General features: G+C 42.6%; 21 protein-coding genes and 1 other annotated feature. Of the genes, 15 read left to right on the top strand and 6 right to left on the bottom strand.

Features of this window, described 5'->3' with window-relative positions; genetic code table 11:
- Nucleotides 1–869 (top strand): leucine-rich repeat domain-containing protein (locus RBATCC27255_RS03920; RefSeq protein ID WP_101028655.1); only part of this gene is annotated, 869 nt, incomplete at its 5' end.
- A 209-nt stretch (nucleotides 870–1,078) separates the two neighbouring features.
- Here RBATCC27255_RS03920 and RBATCC27255_RS03915 read toward each other — a convergent pair.
- From RBATCC27255_RS03915 to murI, 4 genes are all read right to left on the bottom strand, one after another.
- Nucleotides 1,079–1,273 (bottom strand): transposase, encoded by a 195-nt coding sequence (locus RBATCC27255_RS03915; protein ID WP_278292331.1) that lies wholly within the window; start codon nucleotides 1,271–1,273, stop codon nucleotides 1,079–1,081.
- A 189-nt stretch (nucleotides 1,274–1,462) separates the two neighbouring features.
- Entirely contained in the window at nucleotides 1,463–3,199 is a 1,737-nt protein-coding gene (gene argS / locus RBATCC27255_RS03910) for an arginine--tRNA ligase (RefSeq protein WP_101028828.1), read from the bottom strand.
- Nucleotide 3,200: 1 nt separating this feature from the next.
- Nucleotides 3,201–3,665, bottom strand: coding sequence for a YwiB family protein (locus tag RBATCC27255_RS03905; RefSeq protein ID WP_169923243.1), 465 nt, complete (start codon nucleotides 3,663–3,665; stop codon nucleotides 3,201–3,203).
- Between the two features lie 11 nt (nucleotides 3,666–3,676).
- On the bottom strand, nucleotides 3,677–4,495 hold the full coding sequence (murI, locus tag RBATCC27255_RS03900; RefSeq protein WP_101028826.1) for a glutamate racemase: 819 nt from the start codon (nucleotides 4,493–4,495) through the stop codon (nucleotides 3,677–3,679).
- A 138-nt stretch (nucleotides 4,496–4,633) separates the two neighbouring features.
- Here murI and RBATCC27255_RS03895 point away from each other — a divergent pair, with 138 nt between their 5' ends.
- The 9 genes from RBATCC27255_RS03895 (at nucleotide 4,634) to pckA (ending at nucleotide 11,009) form a co-directional block, all read left to right on the top strand.
- On the top strand, nucleotides 4,634–5,422 hold the full coding sequence (locus RBATCC27255_RS03895; RefSeq protein ID WP_101028825.1) for a DUF7674 family protein: 789 nt from the start codon (nucleotides 4,634–4,636) through the stop codon (nucleotides 5,420–5,422).
- 207 nt (nucleotides 5,423–5,629) lie between these two features.
- On the top strand, nucleotides 5,630–5,779 hold the full coding sequence (rpmG, locus tag RBATCC27255_RS03890) for a 50S ribosomal protein L33 (RefSeq protein WP_015522667.1): 150 nt from the start codon (nucleotides 5,630–5,632) through the stop codon (nucleotides 5,777–5,779).
- A 12-nt stretch (nucleotides 5,780–5,791) separates the two neighbouring features.
- Entirely contained in the window at nucleotides 5,792–6,049 is a 258-nt protein-coding gene (secE, locus tag RBATCC27255_RS03885) for a preprotein translocase subunit SecE (RefSeq protein ID WP_101028824.1), read from the top strand.
- 44 nt (nucleotides 6,050–6,093) lie between these two features.
- Nucleotides 6,094–6,621, top strand: coding sequence for a transcription termination/antitermination protein NusG (nusG, locus tag RBATCC27255_RS03880; protein ID WP_101028823.1), 528 nt, complete (start codon nucleotides 6,094–6,096; stop codon nucleotides 6,619–6,621).
- A 113-nt stretch (nucleotides 6,622–6,734) separates the two neighbouring features.
- The gene (rplK, locus tag RBATCC27255_RS03875) at nucleotides 6,735–7,160 is read left to right on the top strand and encodes a 50S ribosomal protein L11 (RefSeq protein ID WP_015522670.1); all 426 of its coding nucleotides are present in this window, start codon (nucleotides 6,735–6,737) and stop codon (nucleotides 7,158–7,160) included.
- Between the two features lie 56 nt (nucleotides 7,161–7,216).
- On the top strand, nucleotides 7,217–7,912 hold the full coding sequence (rplA, locus tag RBATCC27255_RS03870) for a 50S ribosomal protein L1 (protein WP_101028822.1): 696 nt from the start codon (nucleotides 7,217–7,219) through the stop codon (nucleotides 7,910–7,912).
- A gap of 26 nt (nucleotides 7,913–7,938) precedes the next feature.
- Nucleotides 7,939–8,077: a sequence feature (ribosomal protein L10 leader region), on the top strand.
- Between the two features lie 29 nt (nucleotides 8,078–8,106).
- Nucleotides 8,107–8,667 (top strand): 50S ribosomal protein L10, encoded by a 561-nt coding sequence (gene rplJ / locus RBATCC27255_RS03865; protein WP_101028833.1) that lies wholly within the window; start codon nucleotides 8,107–8,109, stop codon nucleotides 8,665–8,667.
- A 53-nt stretch (nucleotides 8,668–8,720) separates the two neighbouring features.
- Complete coding sequence (gene rplL / locus RBATCC27255_RS03860; protein ID WP_101028821.1) at nucleotides 8,721–9,098, top strand: 50S ribosomal protein L7/L12; 378 nt, start codon at nucleotides 8,721–8,723, stop codon at nucleotides 9,096–9,098.
- 306 nt (nucleotides 9,099–9,404) lie between these two features.
- On the top strand, nucleotides 9,405–11,009 hold the full coding sequence (pckA, locus tag RBATCC27255_RS03855; RefSeq protein WP_101028820.1) for a phosphoenolpyruvate carboxykinase (ATP): 1,605 nt from the start codon (nucleotides 9,405–9,407) through the stop codon (nucleotides 11,007–11,009).
- A gap of 112 nt (nucleotides 11,010–11,121) precedes the next feature.
- On the opposite strand, the gene RBATCC27255_RS03850 is transcribed toward pckA, so the two are convergent.
- Nucleotides 11,122–11,550, bottom strand: a complete 429-nt coding sequence (locus tag RBATCC27255_RS03850; protein ID WP_101028819.1) for a DUF305 domain-containing protein — start codon at nucleotides 11,548–11,550, stop codon at nucleotides 11,122–11,124.
- A gap of 126 nt (nucleotides 11,551–11,676) precedes the next feature.
- On the opposite strand from RBATCC27255_RS03850, the gene RBATCC27255_RS03845 reads away from it, so the two are divergent.
- Complete coding sequence (locus RBATCC27255_RS03845; protein WP_101028818.1) at nucleotides 11,677–12,459, top strand: alpha/beta hydrolase; 783 nt, start codon at nucleotides 11,677–11,679, stop codon at nucleotides 12,457–12,459.
- A gap of 91 nt (nucleotides 12,460–12,550) precedes the next feature.
- On the opposite strand, the gene RBATCC27255_RS03840 is transcribed toward RBATCC27255_RS03845, so the two are convergent.
- Entirely contained in the window at nucleotides 12,551–13,120 is a 570-nt protein-coding gene (locus RBATCC27255_RS03840) for a PduL/EutD family phosphate acyltransferase (protein WP_015522677.1), read from the bottom strand.
- Nucleotides 13,121–13,238: 118 nt separating this feature from the next.
- On the opposite strand from RBATCC27255_RS03840, the gene RBATCC27255_RS03835 reads away from it, so the two are divergent.
- From RBATCC27255_RS03835 to aspS, 4 genes are all read left to right on the top strand, one after another.
- Nucleotides 13,239–13,814 carry a uracil-DNA glycosylase gene (locus RBATCC27255_RS03835; protein ID WP_101028817.1) on the top strand — a complete coding sequence of 192 codons (576 nt, stop codon included), beginning with the start codon at nucleotides 13,239–13,241 and terminating at the stop codon, nucleotides 13,812–13,814.
- A 180-nt stretch (nucleotides 13,815–13,994) separates the two neighbouring features.
- Complete coding sequence (locus tag RBATCC27255_RS03830) at nucleotides 13,995–14,696, top strand: ABC transporter ATP-binding protein (RefSeq protein WP_101028816.1); 702 nt, start codon at nucleotides 13,995–13,997, stop codon at nucleotides 14,694–14,696.
- Between the two features lie 23 nt (nucleotides 14,697–14,719).
- The gene (locus RBATCC27255_RS03825; protein ID WP_101028815.1) at nucleotides 14,720–18,139 is read left to right on the top strand and encodes an FtsX-like permease family protein; all 3,420 of its coding nucleotides are present in this window, start codon (nucleotides 14,720–14,722) and stop codon (nucleotides 18,137–18,139) included.
- 135 nt (nucleotides 18,140–18,274) lie between these two features.
- Nucleotides 18,275–20,023 (top strand): aspartate--tRNA ligase, encoded by a 1,749-nt coding sequence (aspS, locus tag RBATCC27255_RS03820; protein WP_101028814.1) that lies wholly within the window; start codon nucleotides 18,275–18,277, stop codon nucleotides 20,021–20,023.
- Nucleotides 20,024–20,079 lie beyond the last annotated feature (56 nt).

The raw sequence follows: 20,079 nt of genomic DNA, 5'->3' as shown, positions 1-20,079 counted from the left end.
ATATGATGAAAAAAATAAAAAAATATAAACTACCTATCGGGATATTGTGCGTAGTGATAGCGATACTTATATTGCTGCAAAGCTGTTCAAGTGAACATTGGTGGTTTGGGTACACATATGAAACCGATGGATATACAAATAAATCAGCAACAATTGTAAAGATAAACTACCCGTCAGAGAAAGTTGTAATTCCTTCAACAATATTTTTCCATAAAGTAAATGCTTTAGGCGGATATGTTACAGGATACAATTTGTGGGGAGCAGAAAGGAAAGGAATGTTTGAGGATAACGATATAGTAAAAGAGATTGTTGTTTCTGAAGGGATAGAGTATATATTTAACAGATGTTTTGACCATTGTATTTCATTAGAAAGCATACAACTCCCAAGTACTATAAAACAATTCTCTTTTACGAATTGTGAAAGTCTGAAAAATGTTAATTTTAATGGTGATGTAAAAGAAATTGAAAGTTTATCATTTTCAGGCTGTTCTTCATTAGAAACGCTTGTAATTCCGGATAATATTGCTGATCGTGGTATAGCATACGGTGCTTTTTCCGGTTGCACATCACTAAAAAGTATAAATATTCCCGATAATATTACTGCAATACAACGATATACATTTAGTAATTGCATATCCTTAAAACAGTTAGTTTTGTCTAAAAATATTAAGAGCATTGAATGGGGTGCTTTTGAAAACTGCACCTTGCTGGAGAAAATTATCATTTACGATAAGGCAGAAGATATTGCGGATAATGCCTTTGAAGGTTGTGATAAGCTCACAATCTATGGAATAAAAGGCTCATATGCAGAACAATATGCAAATGAACACAATATACCTTTTGAAGAATTGAATAACATAGTTGACTGATTATATTTGCGGAGATTAAATAAAGTCAAATTTTAGAATTTAAATGCCGACAAGTTATAGCTTTTAATGCTATTACCTGTCGGCATTATTTTTTGCCCTTTTGCGTTGAAAGCAGAAAGGGCAATTATGATTTATAGAAACAGGCTCAATGTCAATAGTTGGGGTAACCCGAAAAAACAGAATATATGAGAATTACAAGCGGCAGCGAATTAAGCTGTCGCTTGTTTTGTTGCAGAACTGATATGTTTGTTGGAAAACATATGTAAGATGCGGTTACGAAAACGCTTGAAATTTCTGTAGCCGTAAGCATTTCTTTTGAGAACTTTGATTTTGTTGTTGCGGCTCTGTAATAAAAGTTGGGTAGAAAAAGAGCTTACAAATAAAAAGCAAAAAAAGTAGAGCATATTTTACCAAAATCCGTTAAAATAGAATTGCTTAAAAACCTGAAACGGAGGAAAAATATGCTCTACAGATATTTTACAGAAAAACTCTTAGGATTGCAAGATCGGATAGCAAGACATTTTAATTGAAAACATCAAGAAAATTGATATCACTCAAACTGTCTGCTCAAAGAAGGTGAAGCGACACGCTGCTTACATACTTTCGGGGCAGGAGATGTTGAACATTGTAAGAACATTCTTAATAACGGCTCTTACACAGTTGCAAAGTGCAAGTCTTGCCTGCATAAGACCTTCTTCTTCGCCTTTAACACGGCAGGCATTATAGAACTTGTGGAAAAGTGTTGCAAGCTGTGTTACATAGCGTGTAACCTTGGTTGGGTCGTAATCCTTTGCCGCACTGATGATTTCGTTGGTGTATGACGCAAGATGATTGATGAGTTCCTTTTCTTCGGGAGCTGTGAGGAGTGCAAGCTCTGCGTCTGTACATTCTCTTGGAGAAATGCCCTCTTTTGCAAGTGACTTGAAGATACTGCAAATTCTTGCGTGTGCGTACTGAACATAATAAACAGGGTTCTGGTTGTCCTGACTTACCGCAAGGTCAAGGTCAAAGTCCATCTGTGTGTTAGCCTCTTTGGTGTTAAAGAGGAACCTTGCGCTGTCAACAGGCACTTCGTCAAGCAAATCGCCAAGCTGAATAGCCTTGCCTGTACGCTTGCTCATTTTTACAAGCTCGCCGTCCTTAACAAGCTTAACAAGCTGCATAAGGACAACATTGAGCTTGTCACCGTCATAGCCTATGGCGTCCATTGCGCCCTTCATTCTCATAACATGGCCGTGGTGGTCTGCACCCCAAACATCAATAAGAGTTGTGAATCCACGGTCAAATTTGTTCTTGTGGTATGCAATGTCGGCTGTAAAATATGTCGGGTTGCCGTTCTGACGAATGAGAACATCGTCCTTTAATTCAAGGTTATCAATGTATTTCTGTGACTTGCCCTCTTTGAGAAGCTTCTGTGTGAGTACCTCTTTGTTCTTGTACCAAACAGCTCCCTCTTTTTCGTAGGTAAGTCCTTTTTCCGTGAGAAGGTCAACAACAGCCTTAACAGCACCACTCTTGTGAAGCTCGCTTTCAAAGAACCATTTGTCATAGAAAATCTTGTATTTTTCCATATCAGCCTGCATCTTCTCGATGTTCTTCGGAAGTGCAAAATCAACAAGAGCCTTTTTGCGTTCTTCTGCGCTTACATTAACAAGGCTGTCACCGTTCAGGTCTGCATATTCTTTTGCAAGGTCTTTGATGTCCTCGCCCTGATAGCCGTCCTCGGGGAACTCTATTTCATCGCCCTTGAAAATCTGAAGATATCTTGCTTCAAGTGAACAGCCGAACTTTTCAATCTGATTGCCGGCGTCGTTTACATAAAACTCACGCCATGCGTTGTAGCCTGCTTTGTCAAGAACAGCGGCAAGACAGTCGCCGAGAGCACCGCCTCTTGCGTTGCCCATGTGCATAGGACCTGTCGGGTTGGCGGATACGAACTCAACCATAACCTTTTCATCTCTGCCGTATTCACTTCTGCCGTATGCTTCGGGATTGGCAAGGATTTCTCTGATTACAGCCGAATAAAATTCAGTGCCGAGGAAGAAGTTGATGAATCCCGGACCTGCTGTTTCAAAGCGGTCAAACATTGTACCCTCAAGGTCAAGGTTTGATGTGATAGCCTGTGCAATTTTGAAAGGCGGCATACGGAATGCCTTTGCGCCTGCCATTGCCGCGTTGGTGGCAAAGTCACCGTGACTTCTGTCGGCAGGTGTTTCAATGATAAACGGAGCGGCCTCCGCATGGGGAAGTTCACCGTTTGATATTGCCTTTTCAATAGCGTTTTCAATTGCTTTTTTTAGCTGTTGTACAGCAAGTGCGTATGTATCCATATCAATCTACCTCATTTTCAAACTTTTCTTTTTCTTCAACCGTAATTTTAAACTTGTTTTCGCTCACAAGGTCATTGTTGAAATCAAGCGTGTAGCTGACCTCAAGCGTACCGCCTTTTTTTGAAAGAGAGTTGTTCATTGTTTTTGTGAAAACTCCTATCATAAGGTCGCCTGCCGGCGTCTGATACAGGCATTGATGCCTTTTGCCTTTTTCAAGCATAAGCTGTGAGCGCATAGCCCCCTTGCGTGTGATTGTAACCACATCGCCCTGAACCTTAATGAGATTGTCATAAAAGCTCTGCGGCGCGTCCTCGTCATATTCCTTATAGCCTATGTAACAATGATCTTTTTTCATCAGAAAATTTCCCTCTGTGAGAACCTCAATTCTGTCGCTGTCATCGTCAAGAATCTGTTCTCCCAGAATGGAAATCATATATTTACCTTTATTCTTTTCCTTATCTCCCATAGTTTTCCTCATCAATACTGTTCAATGTCAATCTGTGTAACAGTATGCTCCATATCTCTTCCCAAAAACAGACCTGCAACGCTTTTAAATCCGTCAGGAGTGTCGCTGACATAAAATTCAGGCGTATAATGTTCACCGCTTGTATTGAGCAGTTTATTTTCTCTGAGAATTTTTGCACAATATATTGCAGTTTCGTATCCGGAGTCAACAAGAGTAACGCCGTCACCCATAAAGTCGGCAATTGCGTCACGCAAAAGCGGATAGTGAGTACAGCCGAGAATAAGAGTGTCAACGCCTGTTTCCTTGAGTTCGGAAAGATATCTTCTGATGACAAGCCTTACAATCTGGTCGTCACGACAGATGAAGCCGTTTTCAACAAGCGGAACAAAAAGCGGACAAGCCTGCTCATAAACCTTGTATTTTGGGTTTAGCTTTTCAAGGCGGAGCTTGTAGCTGTGGCTCGAAATTGTTGCGGCAGTGCCGATAATTCCTATTTTACCGTTCTTTGTTTTTCGGTCTGCAATGAATGCGGTTGGATTTACAACGCCTGTGTAGGGAACAGGGAGCCTTTCTTCAAGCATATCGCCTGCAACAGAGCTTACCGTGCCGCAGGCTGCAACGATTGTCTTAACATTGTGTTTCAACAAAAAGCTTGCGTCCTGAAAGGCATACTTTGAAATTGTTTCACGGCTTCTGTTGCCGTATGGCACTCTTCCCGTATCTCCAAAGTATATTATTTTCTCGTTTGGCAGCACATGTAAAAACTCTTTCACAGCGCTGAGTCCGCCTAATCCGGAGTCGAAAACTCCGATAGCATCTTGACAAGACATAATAAAACCTTCTTTTACATTAGTATACAGCTTAAATAATAACACAATAATGTGCGTCTTGCAAGTCAAAACCTTTGACAAATCTGTTATTTAATTGTATAATGAATTTTAACAGACTAATCCGAGAGGAAGATTAAGTTGGAATTCAAAAAAGCGTTTGATTACATCGTTGGCAAGGTGGAAGAAGAACTTGTAAAGCAGGGTTATACAAAGCAGAAGGTAGTTGCCGAAAATGACAACGAGCTTGTATCTCTGTTTATAAGCACAACTCTTGCCTATTCGGTAGTATATTATAAAGACAAAGAACAGATGGTGCTTCGTTCATGTACAATGACAGATGAAGGACCTGATAATGAATGGAAAACACTTGCAACATGGCTCTATGATGAAACAGTAGGCACACAGAAGGATGCAGACAGCATTGCAAACGATTTTGTTGAGGCGGTGTCGGGTACACTTGCAATCAAAAGAGCAAAGCAGGTTAAGCAGAAAAAGAAAAAAGACGATGACGGCAATGCAGACCCAAAGTTTCTTGCAAAGCGTTTTGTAACATATTTTCCGGAGCTTCGTGAGGAAATTAAGAATGAAGAGGATTGCTATTTCCCGTTCAGGGGAGCAACATTTGCAAAAGAGCATATTGCTCCAAAGCTTCCGACATATATAAAGCGTGCAAATAAGAATGAGATGGAAAAGTTTGCAGGCGTGTTCAATCTTCAGTATAACAACGGCGATGTTGACACACGGGCAATTATTACAATTGTTCTTCTCAATTCACTTGATGATGACGATTACAACGCTCTTTATGACCATTTCAGCGATGACCTTAAGGTTGCCGCAACAAATGCAAGAGCCTTTAAGGGCAAGACAGTAAAGCCTGAAAAGGTTAAAAAGGTTAAAGCTAAGGCAAACACATTGTCCGACAAATGATTTATCTGTGATTACCGTAAGTTCCGTCAAATAAGGCGGAATTTACGGAATGCTGCAATAAATGCGTAATTTATGCAGAAAAATTCAAAAAAGGCTTGACTAAAGCCTTGATATATGGTAGAATATCCTTACCTCTGAAAGGGGCTTATTTTTTTGTGCCCTATTGAGGGAGGCTAAAATATTCCGAAAAAACCGGGAGGTGCCGTTATGAGAGTAAAAATCACATTGGCCTGCACAGAGTGCAAACAGCGTAATTACAACACAATGAAGAACAAGAAAAACAGTCCTGACAGACTTGAAATGAACAAGTACTGCCGTTTCTGTAAAAAACACACTCTTCACAAGGAAACAAAATAATGGAGGTACAAAATGGCTGAGAAAAAGTCTGAAACCGCAAAGGCAACTGCTAAGAAGCCTGCTAAGAAGCCTAATGTTTTTAAAAGGCTTGCAAAGTACCTCGGCTCCTGTAAGGGTGAAATCAAAAAGATCACATGGCCGACTCCAAAGCAGACAACAAAGAACTTCGGTATTGTTATCGCTATGGTAGCCATCGTAGGCGTATTTATATTTGCTCTTGATCAGGGCTTGTACGCACTTGTGGGTCTTTTTATGAACACAACCGCCTGATTCCTACCTGACATTACTTGATTTACGAAAGGGAGAAAGCTGTTATGGCAGAATCAGAAGCAAAATGGTATGTTGTTCATACTTATTCAGGTTACGAAAACAAGGTCGCAACAGATCTTAAGACCACAGCCGAAAACAGAAATCTTCAGGACATGATTATTGATGTCAAGGTTCCTGTTGAGATTGTAACCGAAACAGTCGGTGACAAAACCAAAGAGGTTGAAAACAAGCTGTTTCCCGGCTATGTTTTTGTTAAGATGGTCTATACTGATGAAACCTGGTATGTTGTTCGCAACATCAGAGGTTGCACAGGATTTGTCGGACCGGGTTCAAAGCCTGTTCCGCTCACAGACGCGGAGGTTTACAGAATGGGTGTTGAAACACGAAGCGTTAAGCTTAACTATTCTGTCGGCGATTCAGTTCGCATTATAGATGGTCCGCTTGAGGATTTTGTCGGTGTTGTTGAAGAAATTGACGCCGATAAAGATTATGTCCGCGTAGTTGTTTCTATGTTCGGACGCGAAACGCCGGTTGAACTTGAGCTTGCTCAGGCTGAACCGATAGAAGATTAATCAAATAATAATCAGCCGATTGGCTTTTTATTGGGAGTGTAACGCTCCCTGTGGGAGGGACCCTACACAGTGGCGTCCCGCAATTTACCACGAATTTTGGAGGTGCAAACACAATGGCTCAGAAGGTTGTAGGCTTAATTAAGCTGCAGATTCCCGCCGGAAAGGCTACTCCGGCACCACCTGTTGGTCCGGCTCTCGGTCAGCACGGTGTAAACATTGTTGCGTTCACAAAGGATTTTAATGAGCGTACAAAGAATGATATCGGTCTTATCATTCCGGTAGTAATTACTGTATATGCAGACCGTTCATTCACTTTCATTACAAAAACTCCGCCTGCTGCGGTTCTTCTTAAGAAGGCTTGCGGTATCGACAGCGGTTCAGGCGTACCTAATAAGACAAAGGTAGCTCAGATCACTCGTGAGCAGATCACAAAGATTGCAGAGCAGAAGATGCCTGACCTCAACGCAGGTTCACTTGATGCTGCTATCAGCATGATTTCCGGTACAGCAAGAAGCATGGGTATTACAGTAGTTGACTAATTATTTCCGGGTGGGAGGATAATTCCGATTGACCACCTAACAATGGAGGAAGACTGATGAAACACGGTAAGAAATATGTTGACGCTGCTAAGCTCGTTGACAGAACTAAATTATATGATACAAACGAGGCACTTGACACAGTTATCAAGACTGCAGTTGCTAAGTTTGACGAAACAGTTGAGCTTCATGTAAAGCTCGGCGTTGACAGCCGTCATGCTGACCAGCAGGTTAGAGGTGCGGTTGTTCTTCCTAACGGTACAGGTAAAAAGGTTAGAGTTCTTGCAATTTGTAAGGGCGCTAACGAAGAGCTTGCCAAGGAAGCAGGTGCTGACTTTGTCGGTGCTGAGGATATGACTCAGAAGATTCAGCAGGAGAACTGGATGGACTTTGATGTTCTTATTACAACTCCCGATTGCATGGGTCTTGTTGGCCGTCTCGGTAGAATCCTCGGTCCCCGCGGTCTTATGCCAAACCCAAAGGCAGGTACTGTAACTCCTGACATTGCTAAGGCTGTTAAAGAAGCTAAGGCAGGTAAGATTGAGTACCGTCTTGACAAAACAAACATCATTCACTGCCCAATCGGTAAGGCAAGCTTTGGCGCTGAGAAGCTCGGTGAAAACCTTGACACTCTCATGGGTGCTATCGTAAAGGCTAAGCCTGCTGCTTCAAAGGGTCAGTATATCCGCTCAGTTGCCATTACTTCAACAATGGGTCCGAGCGTTCGCATCAACCCTGCAAAGTTTGGTGCTTAATTAAAGATATTTACACGGTAGTGTGAATATATAAATTCGCTGTTCTAAAGACAGCAGGTGCGTAAGCGTAAAGGATTATCCTGCCTGCCGAGGAAGATGCAAATTATACTTTTGTATTTTTGCAGCCGTCCGAGGTAAAACGGACGGCTGTTTTTTATGAACTGCGTTACAAATATTTTGGAGGTGAATTTATCTTGCCAAGTCAAAGTGTTTTAGAGCAGAAGAAAGCAATCGTTGCAGAGCTTTCGGAAAGACTCAAAAGCTCAATTACAGGTGTGGTTGTAAGCTACGAGGGTATCAACACAGAGGACGATACAAAGCTCAGAAAAGAGCTTCGTGAGAACGATGTTAAGTACACAGTAGTAAAGAACACACTTCTTTCCCGTGCTTGTGAGGAAGCAGGTCTTGAAGACATTAAGCCTGTTCTTGAGGGTACAACAGCTATTGCTACAAGTGACAGCGAGTACGCTGCTGCTGCAAGAATCCTTTGCAACTATGCTAAGGATCATGACAACTTTAAGGTTAAGTCAGCTTATCTTGACGGCGCTGTAATTGATATGGACACAATCGTTGCCCTTTCAAAGCTCCCGACAAGAGAAGTACTTCTCGCAAATGTTCTTGGTGCATTCCAGGCACCTATCGCATCCTTTGCGCGTGCCGTACAGGCTATCGTTGACAAGGGCGGCGTTGAAGCTTGTGCTGCTGAGGCAGCAGAAGAGGCTCCTGCAGAGGCAGAAGCTCCCGCAGCAGAATAATCGGCTGCAATCAATTAAAATTTTACTAATTATCATATTGGAGGTAAATTACAATGGCATCAGAGAAAATTACTGCTATTATTGAAGAATTAAAAGGCCTCACAGTTCTTGAGCTTTCAGAGCTCGTTCACGCTGTAGAGGATGAGTTTGGTGTATCAGCTGCTGCTGCAGTTGCAGTTGCTGGTCCTGCTGCTGACGGTGGCGCTGCTGCTGCTGAGCAGACAGAGTTCGATGTAGTTCTTAAGGCTGCAGGCGGCAACAAGATTGCTGTTATCAAGGCTGTTCGTGAAATAACAGGTCTTGGTCTTAAGGAAGCAAAGGCACTCGTTGACGGTGCTCCTAAGGCTCTCAAGGAAGGCGTTTCTAAGGAAGACGCTGAAGCTATGAAGGCTAAGCTCGAAGAGGCCGGCGCTGAAGTAGAACTTAAGTAATTTTACTTATAGCTTGCATTTTAAGTCCGACAGATTTCTGTCGGACTTTTTTGCGTTTATTGGTAAAATTTGTCATTTTTGATTTAGCATAAATTTGATTTTTCATCTTACAATAAATGAGTATGGACAATATAATCACAATGTCTGTTTTAACTGCTTTTGATTGCTGTTTTGCTTGACGAGCCGATTCTTTTGTGATAAACTATTAACGAACATAGGGTGTTGGATATTAACGCTGACAAGGGGTATTTGTCGCAATTCCACTATCTATGTGAATTCAGAAAACATAGAAAGGTTGATACTGAAATGGCAAAGATTGATTTAACAAAGTACGGTATTACAGGTACCACCGAAATCGTTCACAATCCTTCTTATGAAGAGCTTTTCAAAGAAGAAACAAGACCCGAACTCGAGGGTTATGAAGTTGGTCAGGAAACTGAGCTTGGCGCAGTTAATGTTAAGACCGGCGTTTACACAGGTCGTTCACCTAAGGACAAGTTCATCGTTATGGACGAGAACTCAAAGGACACTGTTTGGTGGACTTCTGACGAGTACAAGAACGACAACCATCCTGCATCTGAGGAAACTTGGAAGGCAGTTAAGGAAATCGCAAGGAAAGAGCTTTCTAACAAGAAGCTTTATGTTGTAGATGCTTTCTGCGGTGCTAACAAGGACACAAGAATGGCTGTTCGTTTCATCGTTGAGGTTGCTTGGCAGGCTCACTTTGTAACAAATATGTTCATCACTCCTTCAGCTGAAGAGCTTGAGAACTTTGAGCCTGATTTCGTTGTTTACAACGCATCAAAGGCTAAGGTTGAAAACTACAAGGAGCTCGGCCTTAACTCAGAAACAGCTGTTGTATTCAACATCACAAGCCGTGAGCAGGTTATCATCAACACATGGTACGGCGGTGAGATGAAGAAGGGTATGTTCTCAATGATGAACTACTACCTCCCGCTCAAGGGCATCGCATCAATGCACTGCTCAGCCAACACAGATAAGAACGGCGAGAACACAGCTATCTTCTTCGGTCTTTCAGGTACAGGTAAGACTACACTTTCAACAGATCCTAAGAGACTCCTCATCGGTGATGACGAGCACGGCTGGGACGACAACGGCGTATTCAACTTTGAAGGCGGCTGCTATGCTAAGGTTATCAACCTTGACAAAGAGTCAGAGCCTGACATCTACAACGCTATCAGAAGAGACGCTCTTCTTGAAAATGTTACTGTTGACAAGGAAGGCAAGATTGACTTTAACGACAAGACTGTAACAGAGAACACTCGTGTATCATATCCGATTGATCACATTGACAACATTGTTCGCCCTGTTTCTTCAGCTCCTGCTGCAAAGAATGTAATCTTCCTTTCAGCTGATGCTTTCGGCGTACTTCCGCCTGTTTCAATCCTCACACCTGAGCAGACAAAGTACTACTTCCTCTCAGGCTTCACAGCTAAGCTTGCAGGCACAGAGCGTGGCATCACAGAGCCAACTCCAACATTCTCAGCTTGCTTCGGTCAGGCATTCCTCGAGCTTCATCCTACAAAGTATGCTGAAGAGCTCGTTAAGAAGATGGAAATGAGCGGTGCTAAGGCATACCTCGTAAACACAGGTTGGAACGGCTCAGGCAAGCGTATCTCTATTAAGGATACTCGTGGTATCATCGACGCTATCCTTGACGGTTCTATCACAAAGGCTCCTACAAAGACAATTCCACACTTCAACTTTGAAGTTCCTACAGAGCTCCCCGGCGTTGATTCAGGCATCCTCGATCCTCGTGACACATATGCAAATGTTGCTGATTGGGAAGAGAAGGCTAAGGATCTTGCAAGCCGTTTTGTTAAGAACTTTGCTAAGTACGAAGGCAACGAAGCTGGTAAGGCTCTCGTTGAAGCAGGTCCTAAGGCTTAATTTGCCCGACTGTGCTTAACGCATCATAATTGATGCAACCTTTATCTAAATAAAAATTTCACCCGAAAGGTTTTTGAAAAATCCTTTCGGGTGTTTTTTATTGAGATTATACTTACAAAAATGCGGACATTTCTTTTATGTTTTCTTCTTCGGTTTCTAACATTCTTTTGGCGAGGAGGCTGACATGGGGGTCATTGCCGTTATATTCTCTTATTTTGCGTGACATTTTATTCACTCCCATTGTGTTGCCTTTTATCATCATTTCGGCAATATGCGAAGATGACGAGTCACGCTTTAAATCCCTTTGTGCGGCATAGCGTGTCATTGTTTTTGTCATATTACTCACTCTGTGTGGCTCTGCACCACGATTTTGCAACATTTTATTTGCACAATGATACAGCTTTCCGTATTTAATAAGATGTTCGCACAAAACACCGTCAACCTTGCTGTCTTTCAAACTTTTCCTCACGCTCGTAATTCCCTGACAGCCCATTTCGGCATTCTGCAAAACGCAGTTGAGCATTTCAATATCGTTAGTCATAACAAATCACCTCTGTAGATATTATTTACGGGAATTTTTGTGTTTATGCAACCGTAAAAAATTAGGTTGCAACACAGCCGTTTTTATGGTTTAATATCTATTAGATATTAAAAAATAGGTGATTTTATGGCTGACGCAAAGTTACATACAATAAAACTTCCGTATCCCGACAAGGGCGACAGAACCGTCTGGATTTATGTTCCGTCACATTCCGACGGTGAAAAACTTCCCGTAGTCTATATGACAGACGGACAGAATCTTTTTGACGATAATTCAACTCCGCACGGTTCGTGGGAGGTTGTAAAAGCCGTTGAAAACGAGCAGAAAAGCGGTGTCGGCAACGCTGTAATCGTAGGTATTGACAACGGTAATGTTTGGCGTGACAGCGAACTTACTCCGAAATCAATCGGTGAGGTTCAGCACCTTGAATTGTTCTGCGAGGATTTCAAACCCGAGGGCGAAATCTTTGACAATTTTCTTATGAATACCGTCATTCCGTATGTTGAAAATAATTTCCCAGTATGCACCGACAGACAGAATGTTGCCGTCTGCGGAAGCTCATCTGGCGGACTTATGTCATTTTTTTCGGCTGTTGAACACCACGAAAAATTTGGCTACGCAGGTGTATTTTCTCCTGCATTTCTCTGTTACACAAGAGAGGATTGGGCGAAATATCTTTCGACAAAAATTGTTGAAAATATGCCGTACCTCTACATCTATACAGGTAACGGTGACGAGCTTGAAGAGATGATTTTTGAAAGCACCGAAATGCTCTACGAACTTTTGGAAGAAAGCTTCTATCCGTATGACAGAATGAACGAGGTCATTCTTTTTGAAAACGCACACAATGAAAAATCGTGGCGAGAAATTTTCCCTGATTTTCTCCACACATTTTTGAGCAGACTTTGATGATAAATATCTGTCGGTATTAAAAATTTGGCAAAACAAAAAGGACAGCCTTTAAGACTGTCCAAGAAATGTGATTTGGTTTAAATCGAAATTATGCGATGATTTCGCCGTCAACCGTACCGCCAAGACCTGCGGCATTTGATTCGTCTGTGTCGATGTGCATTGCAGGAGCGTAGTTTGCGTTTACTCTGATTACAACATCACCGAATGTTGTTGCTCTGCCTGTATTTTCGCCAACCTTAACCGAAACGAGCTGTTTGTCTTTAAGACCAAACTCCTCGGCAGTTTTCGGATCAAGGTGAATGTGTCTTTTAGCGGCAATTACACCGCATTCGATTTCAACTTCGCCCTCGGGACCGACAAGCTTGCAGCCCGGTGTGCCTGCAATATCGCCAGATTCTCTGACAGGAGCGGCAATGCCGAGCTTACGAGCGTCTGTAAGAGAGATTTCAACCTGATCTGCACTTCTTTCGGGACCGAGAATTGACATTTTCATTTCACTTTTCGGACCTACAACAGTTACCTTTTCAACACAGGCAAACTGTCCGGGCTGTGAAAGATTCTTTTTGTTTGTAAGAGTAGCGCCCTTGCCAAAGAGAGCCTCAAGAGTTTCTTTGGTAACATGAACATGATGCGCTGATGTTTCAACCATTACTTTCATTTTGTGTACCACCATTCAATTAGAATTTGCCGTACGGCTTCGTGTTTATTTTACTACTTTATTCTTGGAATTTCAACATTTTTGATAAATTTAAATCTTTATTTTGGGAGAGAAAATTATGTATAATACCTGGGAAGAATTAAAATCGGCTTGTGAAAACTGTCACAGGTGTGAACTCTGCGAAACTCGCACAAATGTTGTTGTGGGCATCGGCAACGAAAATGCAGAGGTTATGTTCATTGGTGAAGGTCCTGGCGAAAACGAGGATCTTCAAGGCGAACCGTTTGTCGGCAGAGCAGGCAAACTGCTTGACAAAATGCTTGCGGCTGTTGACCTTGACAGAAACAAGAATATTTACATTGCCAATATGGTAAAGTGCCGTCCGCCGAAAAACCGTGACCCAAAGCCCGAAGAACAGGAAATGTGTATTGAGTGGCTCAGAACACAGGTGAGAATGATCAAGCCGAAAATTATTGTCTGTCTCGGCAGAATTGCGGCGGCAAGGCTTATTAAATCGGATATCAAAATCACAAAGGAACACGGTCAGTGGATTGAGAAAAACGGTGTGCTTATGATGGCAATGCTTCACCCTGCGGCAATTTTGCGTGATCCGCGCAGAAAGCCCGACGCTTTTGACGATTTCTTAAAGCTTCGTGACAAAATCAACGAGGTCTGTGACCGTACTTATGAATAATTTTTTCAGCGGAGGTTTAGTGTGACCTCTGCTGCTTTTATATGTATAATTTCAAAATATTGTACATACAGATGACGAATACGGTAAGATTTCTGTTGATATTGCGGTGTTAATTTGGTATAATTAATATGCAAAGCACAGTGATTTTTTCTGTAAGAAACATATGAAAAGGGTGATTTTATGAGCCTTGTAGAATTTAATAATGTTTACAAAAGATACAAAATGGGTGAGGTTGTTATCAATGCGGTTGACGGCATTTCGTTCAAGGTCGAGGAGGGCGAGTTTGCAATTGTAGTCGGTGCGTCCGGTGCAGGCAAAACAACCGTTCTGAATATTCTCGGCGGAATGGACAGCTGTTCCGAGGGCGAAATCATTGTCGGCGGAAAGGATATAAGCAAATTTAAGGACAAACAGCTTATCGAGTACAGACGGCACGACATAGGCTTTGTGTTCCAGTTCTACAACCTTGTTCATAACCTTACGGCAAAGGAAAATGTTGAGCTTGCCGCTCAGATTTGCAGTAATCCTCTTGACAGCGAAACTGCCCTTGAAAGCGTGGGCTTGCTTGAAAGGGCAAACAACTTCCCCGCACAGCTTTCGGGCGGTGAACAGCAGAGAGTTTCAATCGCAAGAGCACTTGCCAAAAGACCGAAGCTTTTGCTTTGTGACGAACCGACAGGTGCGCTTGACTACAACACAGGCAGACAGATTCTGAAATTGTTGCAGGAAACCTGCCGTAAAGACAAAATGACCGTTGTTCTCATCACTCACAACGGAGCAATAACGCCGATGGCGGATCACATTTTAAGAATGAAAAGCGGAAAAATTGTTGAAGATATTTACAATGAAAATCCGAAAAATGTTGAGGAAATTGAGTGGTAAAAAAATGAAAAGGAGGTGTCACAATGACTAAATCCTTGATAAAAAACACATTCAGAGAAATTAAAAATACAAAAGCAAGATTTATCTCAATTATGGCGATTATCGCCCTCGGAGTGGGATTTTTTGCAGGAATAAAGGCAACTGTTCCGTCAATGTACAACCTTGCAAGAACCTACACGGACGAGCAGGAGCTTATGGATTACCGACTTGTGTCAACGGTCGGATTTGATGAGGACGACATAAAGGCGGTAAAAAATACGGACGGAGTAACCTCTGTTATGCCGTCATATTTCTGCGATGTTCAGACCGATGCCGACAGCGGCGGCAGGACTATGAGAGTCATTGCGCTTCCCGAAAAATACGGTGATAATTCCGTTCAGAACAAGCTTGTTTTGACGGAAGGCAGACTTCCCGAAAAGTCGGGTGAAATTGCAGCCGATTCAAGCTCGTTCACGGCAGAGGGTTATAAAATCGGTGACAAAATCAGATTTGCAAAACAGACGGGCGATACAGATACTTCAACCGAACTTAAAACCCTTGAATACACGGTGGTCGGTCTTGTGCAGTCACCTCTTTACATAGCATATCAGCGAGGAACTACGACGGTCGGCAACGGAAAAATCTCGGACTATTTCTACATTTGCCCCGAAGATTTCGCCTTTGAACGCTACACGGAGCTTTATGTAAAAACCGATATTTCGGATAAATTCCCGGCATACACGGACGATTATGATAATGCCATAGAGGATAAAGCCACCGATTTTGAAAAGGTGGGAGAGAACAGGAGCAACAGCTTTACGGTTGAGGTTATCGACAAGGCTAAGAGCGACCTTGCAGATGCAAAACAGGAGTATTCGGACAATAAAGAAAAAACCGAAAAGAAGCTTGCCGATGCAAAGACGGCGATTGATGACGGCAAAAAAGAGCTGAAAACCAAGACCGATGACGCACAGAAAAAACTTGATTCGGCAAAACAGCAGATTGAGGACGGCAAGACACAGCTTGAAAATTCACGCAACGAATATAACACAAAAATTGCCGACGCACAGGCTCAGATTGCCGAAAAGGAAAGTCAGCTTAATTCTGCCGAAAAGCAATATAATTCTTCAAAAGCAGAATTTGACAAAGAAATTTCAAAATCACAGGCTGAAATTGAAAATGCGGAATATCAGCTGCAGTCGGCAAAGGATACATTTCAAACCGAACAGGAACCGCAGCTTTTGGCAGGAATAAGTCAGGCTGAGGACGCTGTTTCGGCTTTGCAGAATCAAATCAGTCAGACAACCGATGAAGAAACGCTTGCTGTTTTGAACGCACAGCTTGAACAGGCTCAGCAGAAGCTTGACGAACTCAACGCAGCATACGATTCCGCAAAGGCACAGCTTGAAAAAAGCGAAAATCAGCTTGCCGAAAACAAGGCACTTTTTGAACAGAAAAAAAGTGAGGGACAGGCTCAGCTTGACTACGCATATTCACAGATTTCAAGCGGAAGGACACAGCTTGATGCCGCAAAAGCAGAACTTGCACAACAGTCGGCAGACGGTCAGGCACAGCTTGATTCGGCAGAAAGCAAGCTGAATGACGCTCAGAGCGAGTATGACAGCGGTGTTGCAAAGCTTGCCGAGGAAAAGAAAAACGGCGAGAAAAAACTTTCCGATGCACAGACAGAATACGATGACGGCGTTAAAAAAGCCGATGAAGAATTTAAAAAAGCAGAGGATAAAATCAAAGACGCAGAGGAAGAAATCAATTCTCTTACAGAACCAAAGTGGTATGTCTTCGACAGAAGCGACAACCCGGGTTACTCAACATTTTCTTCAAATGCAGACAGACTCGGCGCTGTTGCAACGGTATTTCCCGTATTCTTCCTGCTCGTAGCGGTGCTTGTCTGCGTAACTACAATGACAAGACTTATTGAAGAAAAGCGTACCGAAATCGGAACGCTGAAAGCACTCGGCTACAGCAACACAAGCATTGTAATGAAGTTTGTAATCTACTCGTTGCTTGCGGCTGTTATCGGAAGTGTAATCGGTATTTTAATCGGCATTTTCACCTTGCCGTTTGTAATTTATGATGCGTACAAAATTATGTACTACATCGGCGATATAACGCTGATACCAGACTATACAAGCATAATTTTCGGAATTGTTGCCGCAGTTGTCTGCACGGTTGTTGTGTCGGTTGTAGTGTGTGCTAAATCTCTGCACGAAAAGCCTGCGGCTGTTATGCGGCCGAAAGCACCAAAGGCGGGCAAGAGAATTTTGCTTGAACGCATAAAACCGTTGTGGTCACATATGAGCTTTAACTCAAAGCTGACCGCAAGAAATCTGTTCAGATACAAGGTAAGACTTTGTATGACTGTTATCGGTGTGGCAGGCTGTACGGCTCTGATTGTTGCAGCATTCGGTTTGCTCAACAGCTTTGAACCGATGACACACGATCAGTTTGAAACAATCTATAAATACGACGCCGTTGTTGTTCCGAAAGACAGCGGAAGTGCCGACAATCTTTCGTTTTTGACAGATACACTTGATAAAAACAGCAATGTCAAACACTCAATGCTTGTTTCACAGCAGGAATGCACGGTAACACACGGTAATAAGATTAAGGACAGCGACACAAATCTTGTTGTACCGCAGAATCCCGAAAAGTTTGACGAAATTGTTTCTCTGCATACAAGAAAAGGCAAAGAAGAACTCAAGCTTTCGGACAGCGGAGTAATGCTCAGTGAAAAAATGTGCAGTGAGCTTGGAATAAAAACGGGCGACAAAATCACACTGAATGTTGACGGCAAAAAGGCAGAGGTCAAGGTCAGCGGAATTTTTGAACAGTACCTTTACAATTTTGTCTATATGACGCCAACCGCCTATAAGAGCTTGTTCGGCAGTGACTGCACCTATAATATGGCTGATGTCGCACTCAAAGATACCTCGGATTCCGCCTGCGACAAATTCGGTTCACAGGTTTTATCCGATGATAAAATTGCGGCGGTAAGCTACATTGCATCAAGCTTGAACGAATTCCGAAATATGCTCAACTCTCTTGATATGGTTGTTACGGTTATGATAATCTGCGCAGCGGCACTTGCCTTTGTTGTACTCTACAACCTGACTAATATCAACATTGCCGAGCGTGTCCGTGAAATTGCAACCTTTAAGGTTCTCGGATTCTACAACCGTGAAACTTCATCTTTCATTTACAAAGAGAACATAATTTTGACTCTCCTCGGAATTTTCGTAGGTCTGTTCCTCGGAAACCTTTTGACAGGTTTCATCATTCAGACGGTTGAGGTTGACAACATTATGTTCGGAAGAGATATTTATTTCACTTCATACCTCTATGCGGCAGGGCTGACATTCCTGTTTTCAATTCTTGTAAATGCGGTTATGAGCTTTAAGATTAAAGCCGTTAATATGGTTGAAAGCCTTAAAAGCGTTGAATAACGGAATATTTTGCCGTATGCTTAAAAAATCTTTTGTAAAATATTGATTGAATACAGCAATTGTGTTATAATACAGAAGAATAGGCTAAATAAATAGGCTGACAGGCAAAATATCTGTGAAAGGATAGTTACAGTAATGATAAAAGCTAATGAATACCGCACAGTCACCTGCGGTGAGTTAAGAGAAGAAAATATCGGACAGCAGGTCAGAGTTGCGGGCTGGGTTGAAAATATCCGTGACCACGGCGGTGTAATGTTCCTTGACATCCGTGATCAGTACGGTGTGCTTCAGGTTGTTGTTCACAACGATGAACTCCTTAAAGATATCAACAAGGAATGTACAGTAACTCTCAGCGGTACTGTTGTTAAGCGTGACGAAGAAACAATCAACAAGAAGATTGCAACAGGTTTCGTTGAAGTTCACACGGAGGACATCAAGGTTCTCGGCAAGTGTAAGAATGTTCTTCCGTTTGAGGTTGCAACCTCTACAAATACTAATGAAGAAGTAAGACTTAAATATCGTTTTCTTGACCTCCGTAACCCGAAGGTTCACAATAATATTATGATTCGTTCGCAGATTATCACATTTCTGCGCAACAAGATGAACGAAATGGGCTTTACGGAGATTCAGACTCCTATCCTTTCAACTTCATCTCCGGAGGGCGCTCGTGACTACCTTATCCCGAGCAGAAAGCACAAGGGCAGATTCTACGCTCTCCCACAGGCTCCTCAGATTTTTAAACAGCTCCTTATGGTGTCAGGTTTTGACAGGTATTTCCAGATTGCACCTTGCTTCCGTGATGAGGACGCCCGTGCAGACCGTTCACCGGGCGAGTTCTATCAGCTTGATTTTGAAATGGCTTTTGCAACACAGGAAGATGTATTTGCTGTTGCTGAAGAGGTTCTTTACGAAACATTCAAGAAGTTTTCAAATAAAGAGGTTTCAAAGCCTCCGTTTGCCCGTATTCCGTATGCCGAGAGTATGCTCAAGTACGGTACAGACAAGCCTGACCTCCGCAATCCGCTCGTAATTGTTGAAATCAGCGATATGTTTGAGGAAACAGACTTTGCTCCGTTCCGCAAGAAGACAGTTCGTTCAATCAATGTTCCGAACGCCGCAGGTCAGTCAAAGAAATGGTTCAAGAAGATGGAGGAGTTCGCTCTTTCAATCGGCATGAAGGGTCTTGGCTATGTTAAGGTTAGAGATGACCTCACATTTGACGGTCCGATTGACAAGTTCCTTAAAGAGGGCGACCGTGAAGAGCTTATCAGCCGTAACGGTTCAAAAGCAGGCGATGTAATCTACTTTATCGCCGATACTGCTCAGGAAGCTCCAAAGCTTGCAGGTCAGATCAGAACAGAGGTTGCAAAGCGTCTTGACCTTATCGACACAAGCCGTTTTGAAATGTGCTTTATCGTTGACTTCCCGATGTTTGAGAGAGATGAAGAAACAAATCAAATTATCTTCACACACAATCCTTTCTCAATGCCGCAGGGCGGTCTTGACAGCCTTCTTAACAAGGATCCCGAAGAGGTTCTTGCTTATCAATACGATATCGTTTGCAACGGTGTAGAGCTTTCATCAGGCGCTGTTCGTAACCACGATATTGAAATTATGAAGAAAGCGTTCGAGCTTGCCGGCTACAGCGAGGATGACCTCAAGGCTAAGTTCTCTGCACTCTACAATGCGTTCCAGTACGGTGCTCCGCCGCACGCAGGTATGGCTCCGGGCGTTGACCGTATGATTATGCTCCTTACAGAGGAAGAAAACATCAGAGAAGTTATTGCATTCCCGATGAACTCCAATGCTCAGGATCTTCTCCTCGGTTCACCGGGTGAGGTAACAGAACAGCAGCTCCGTGAGGTTCATATTAAATTAAGATAAAAACTGCATTTGCAGTCATATATTCAAACTCAAAGGGCGAGTTATATATTATATGA

Origin of the sequence: Ruminococcus bromii (genome assembly GCF_002834225.1) — a bacterium.
Taxonomy (GTDB): domain Bacteria; phylum Bacillota; class Clostridia; order Oscillospirales; family Acutalibacteraceae; genus Ruminococcoides; species Ruminococcoides bromii.
Note: the sequence above shows the minus strand (reverse complement) of the source record. Positions and strands in the feature narration are given on the sequence as shown.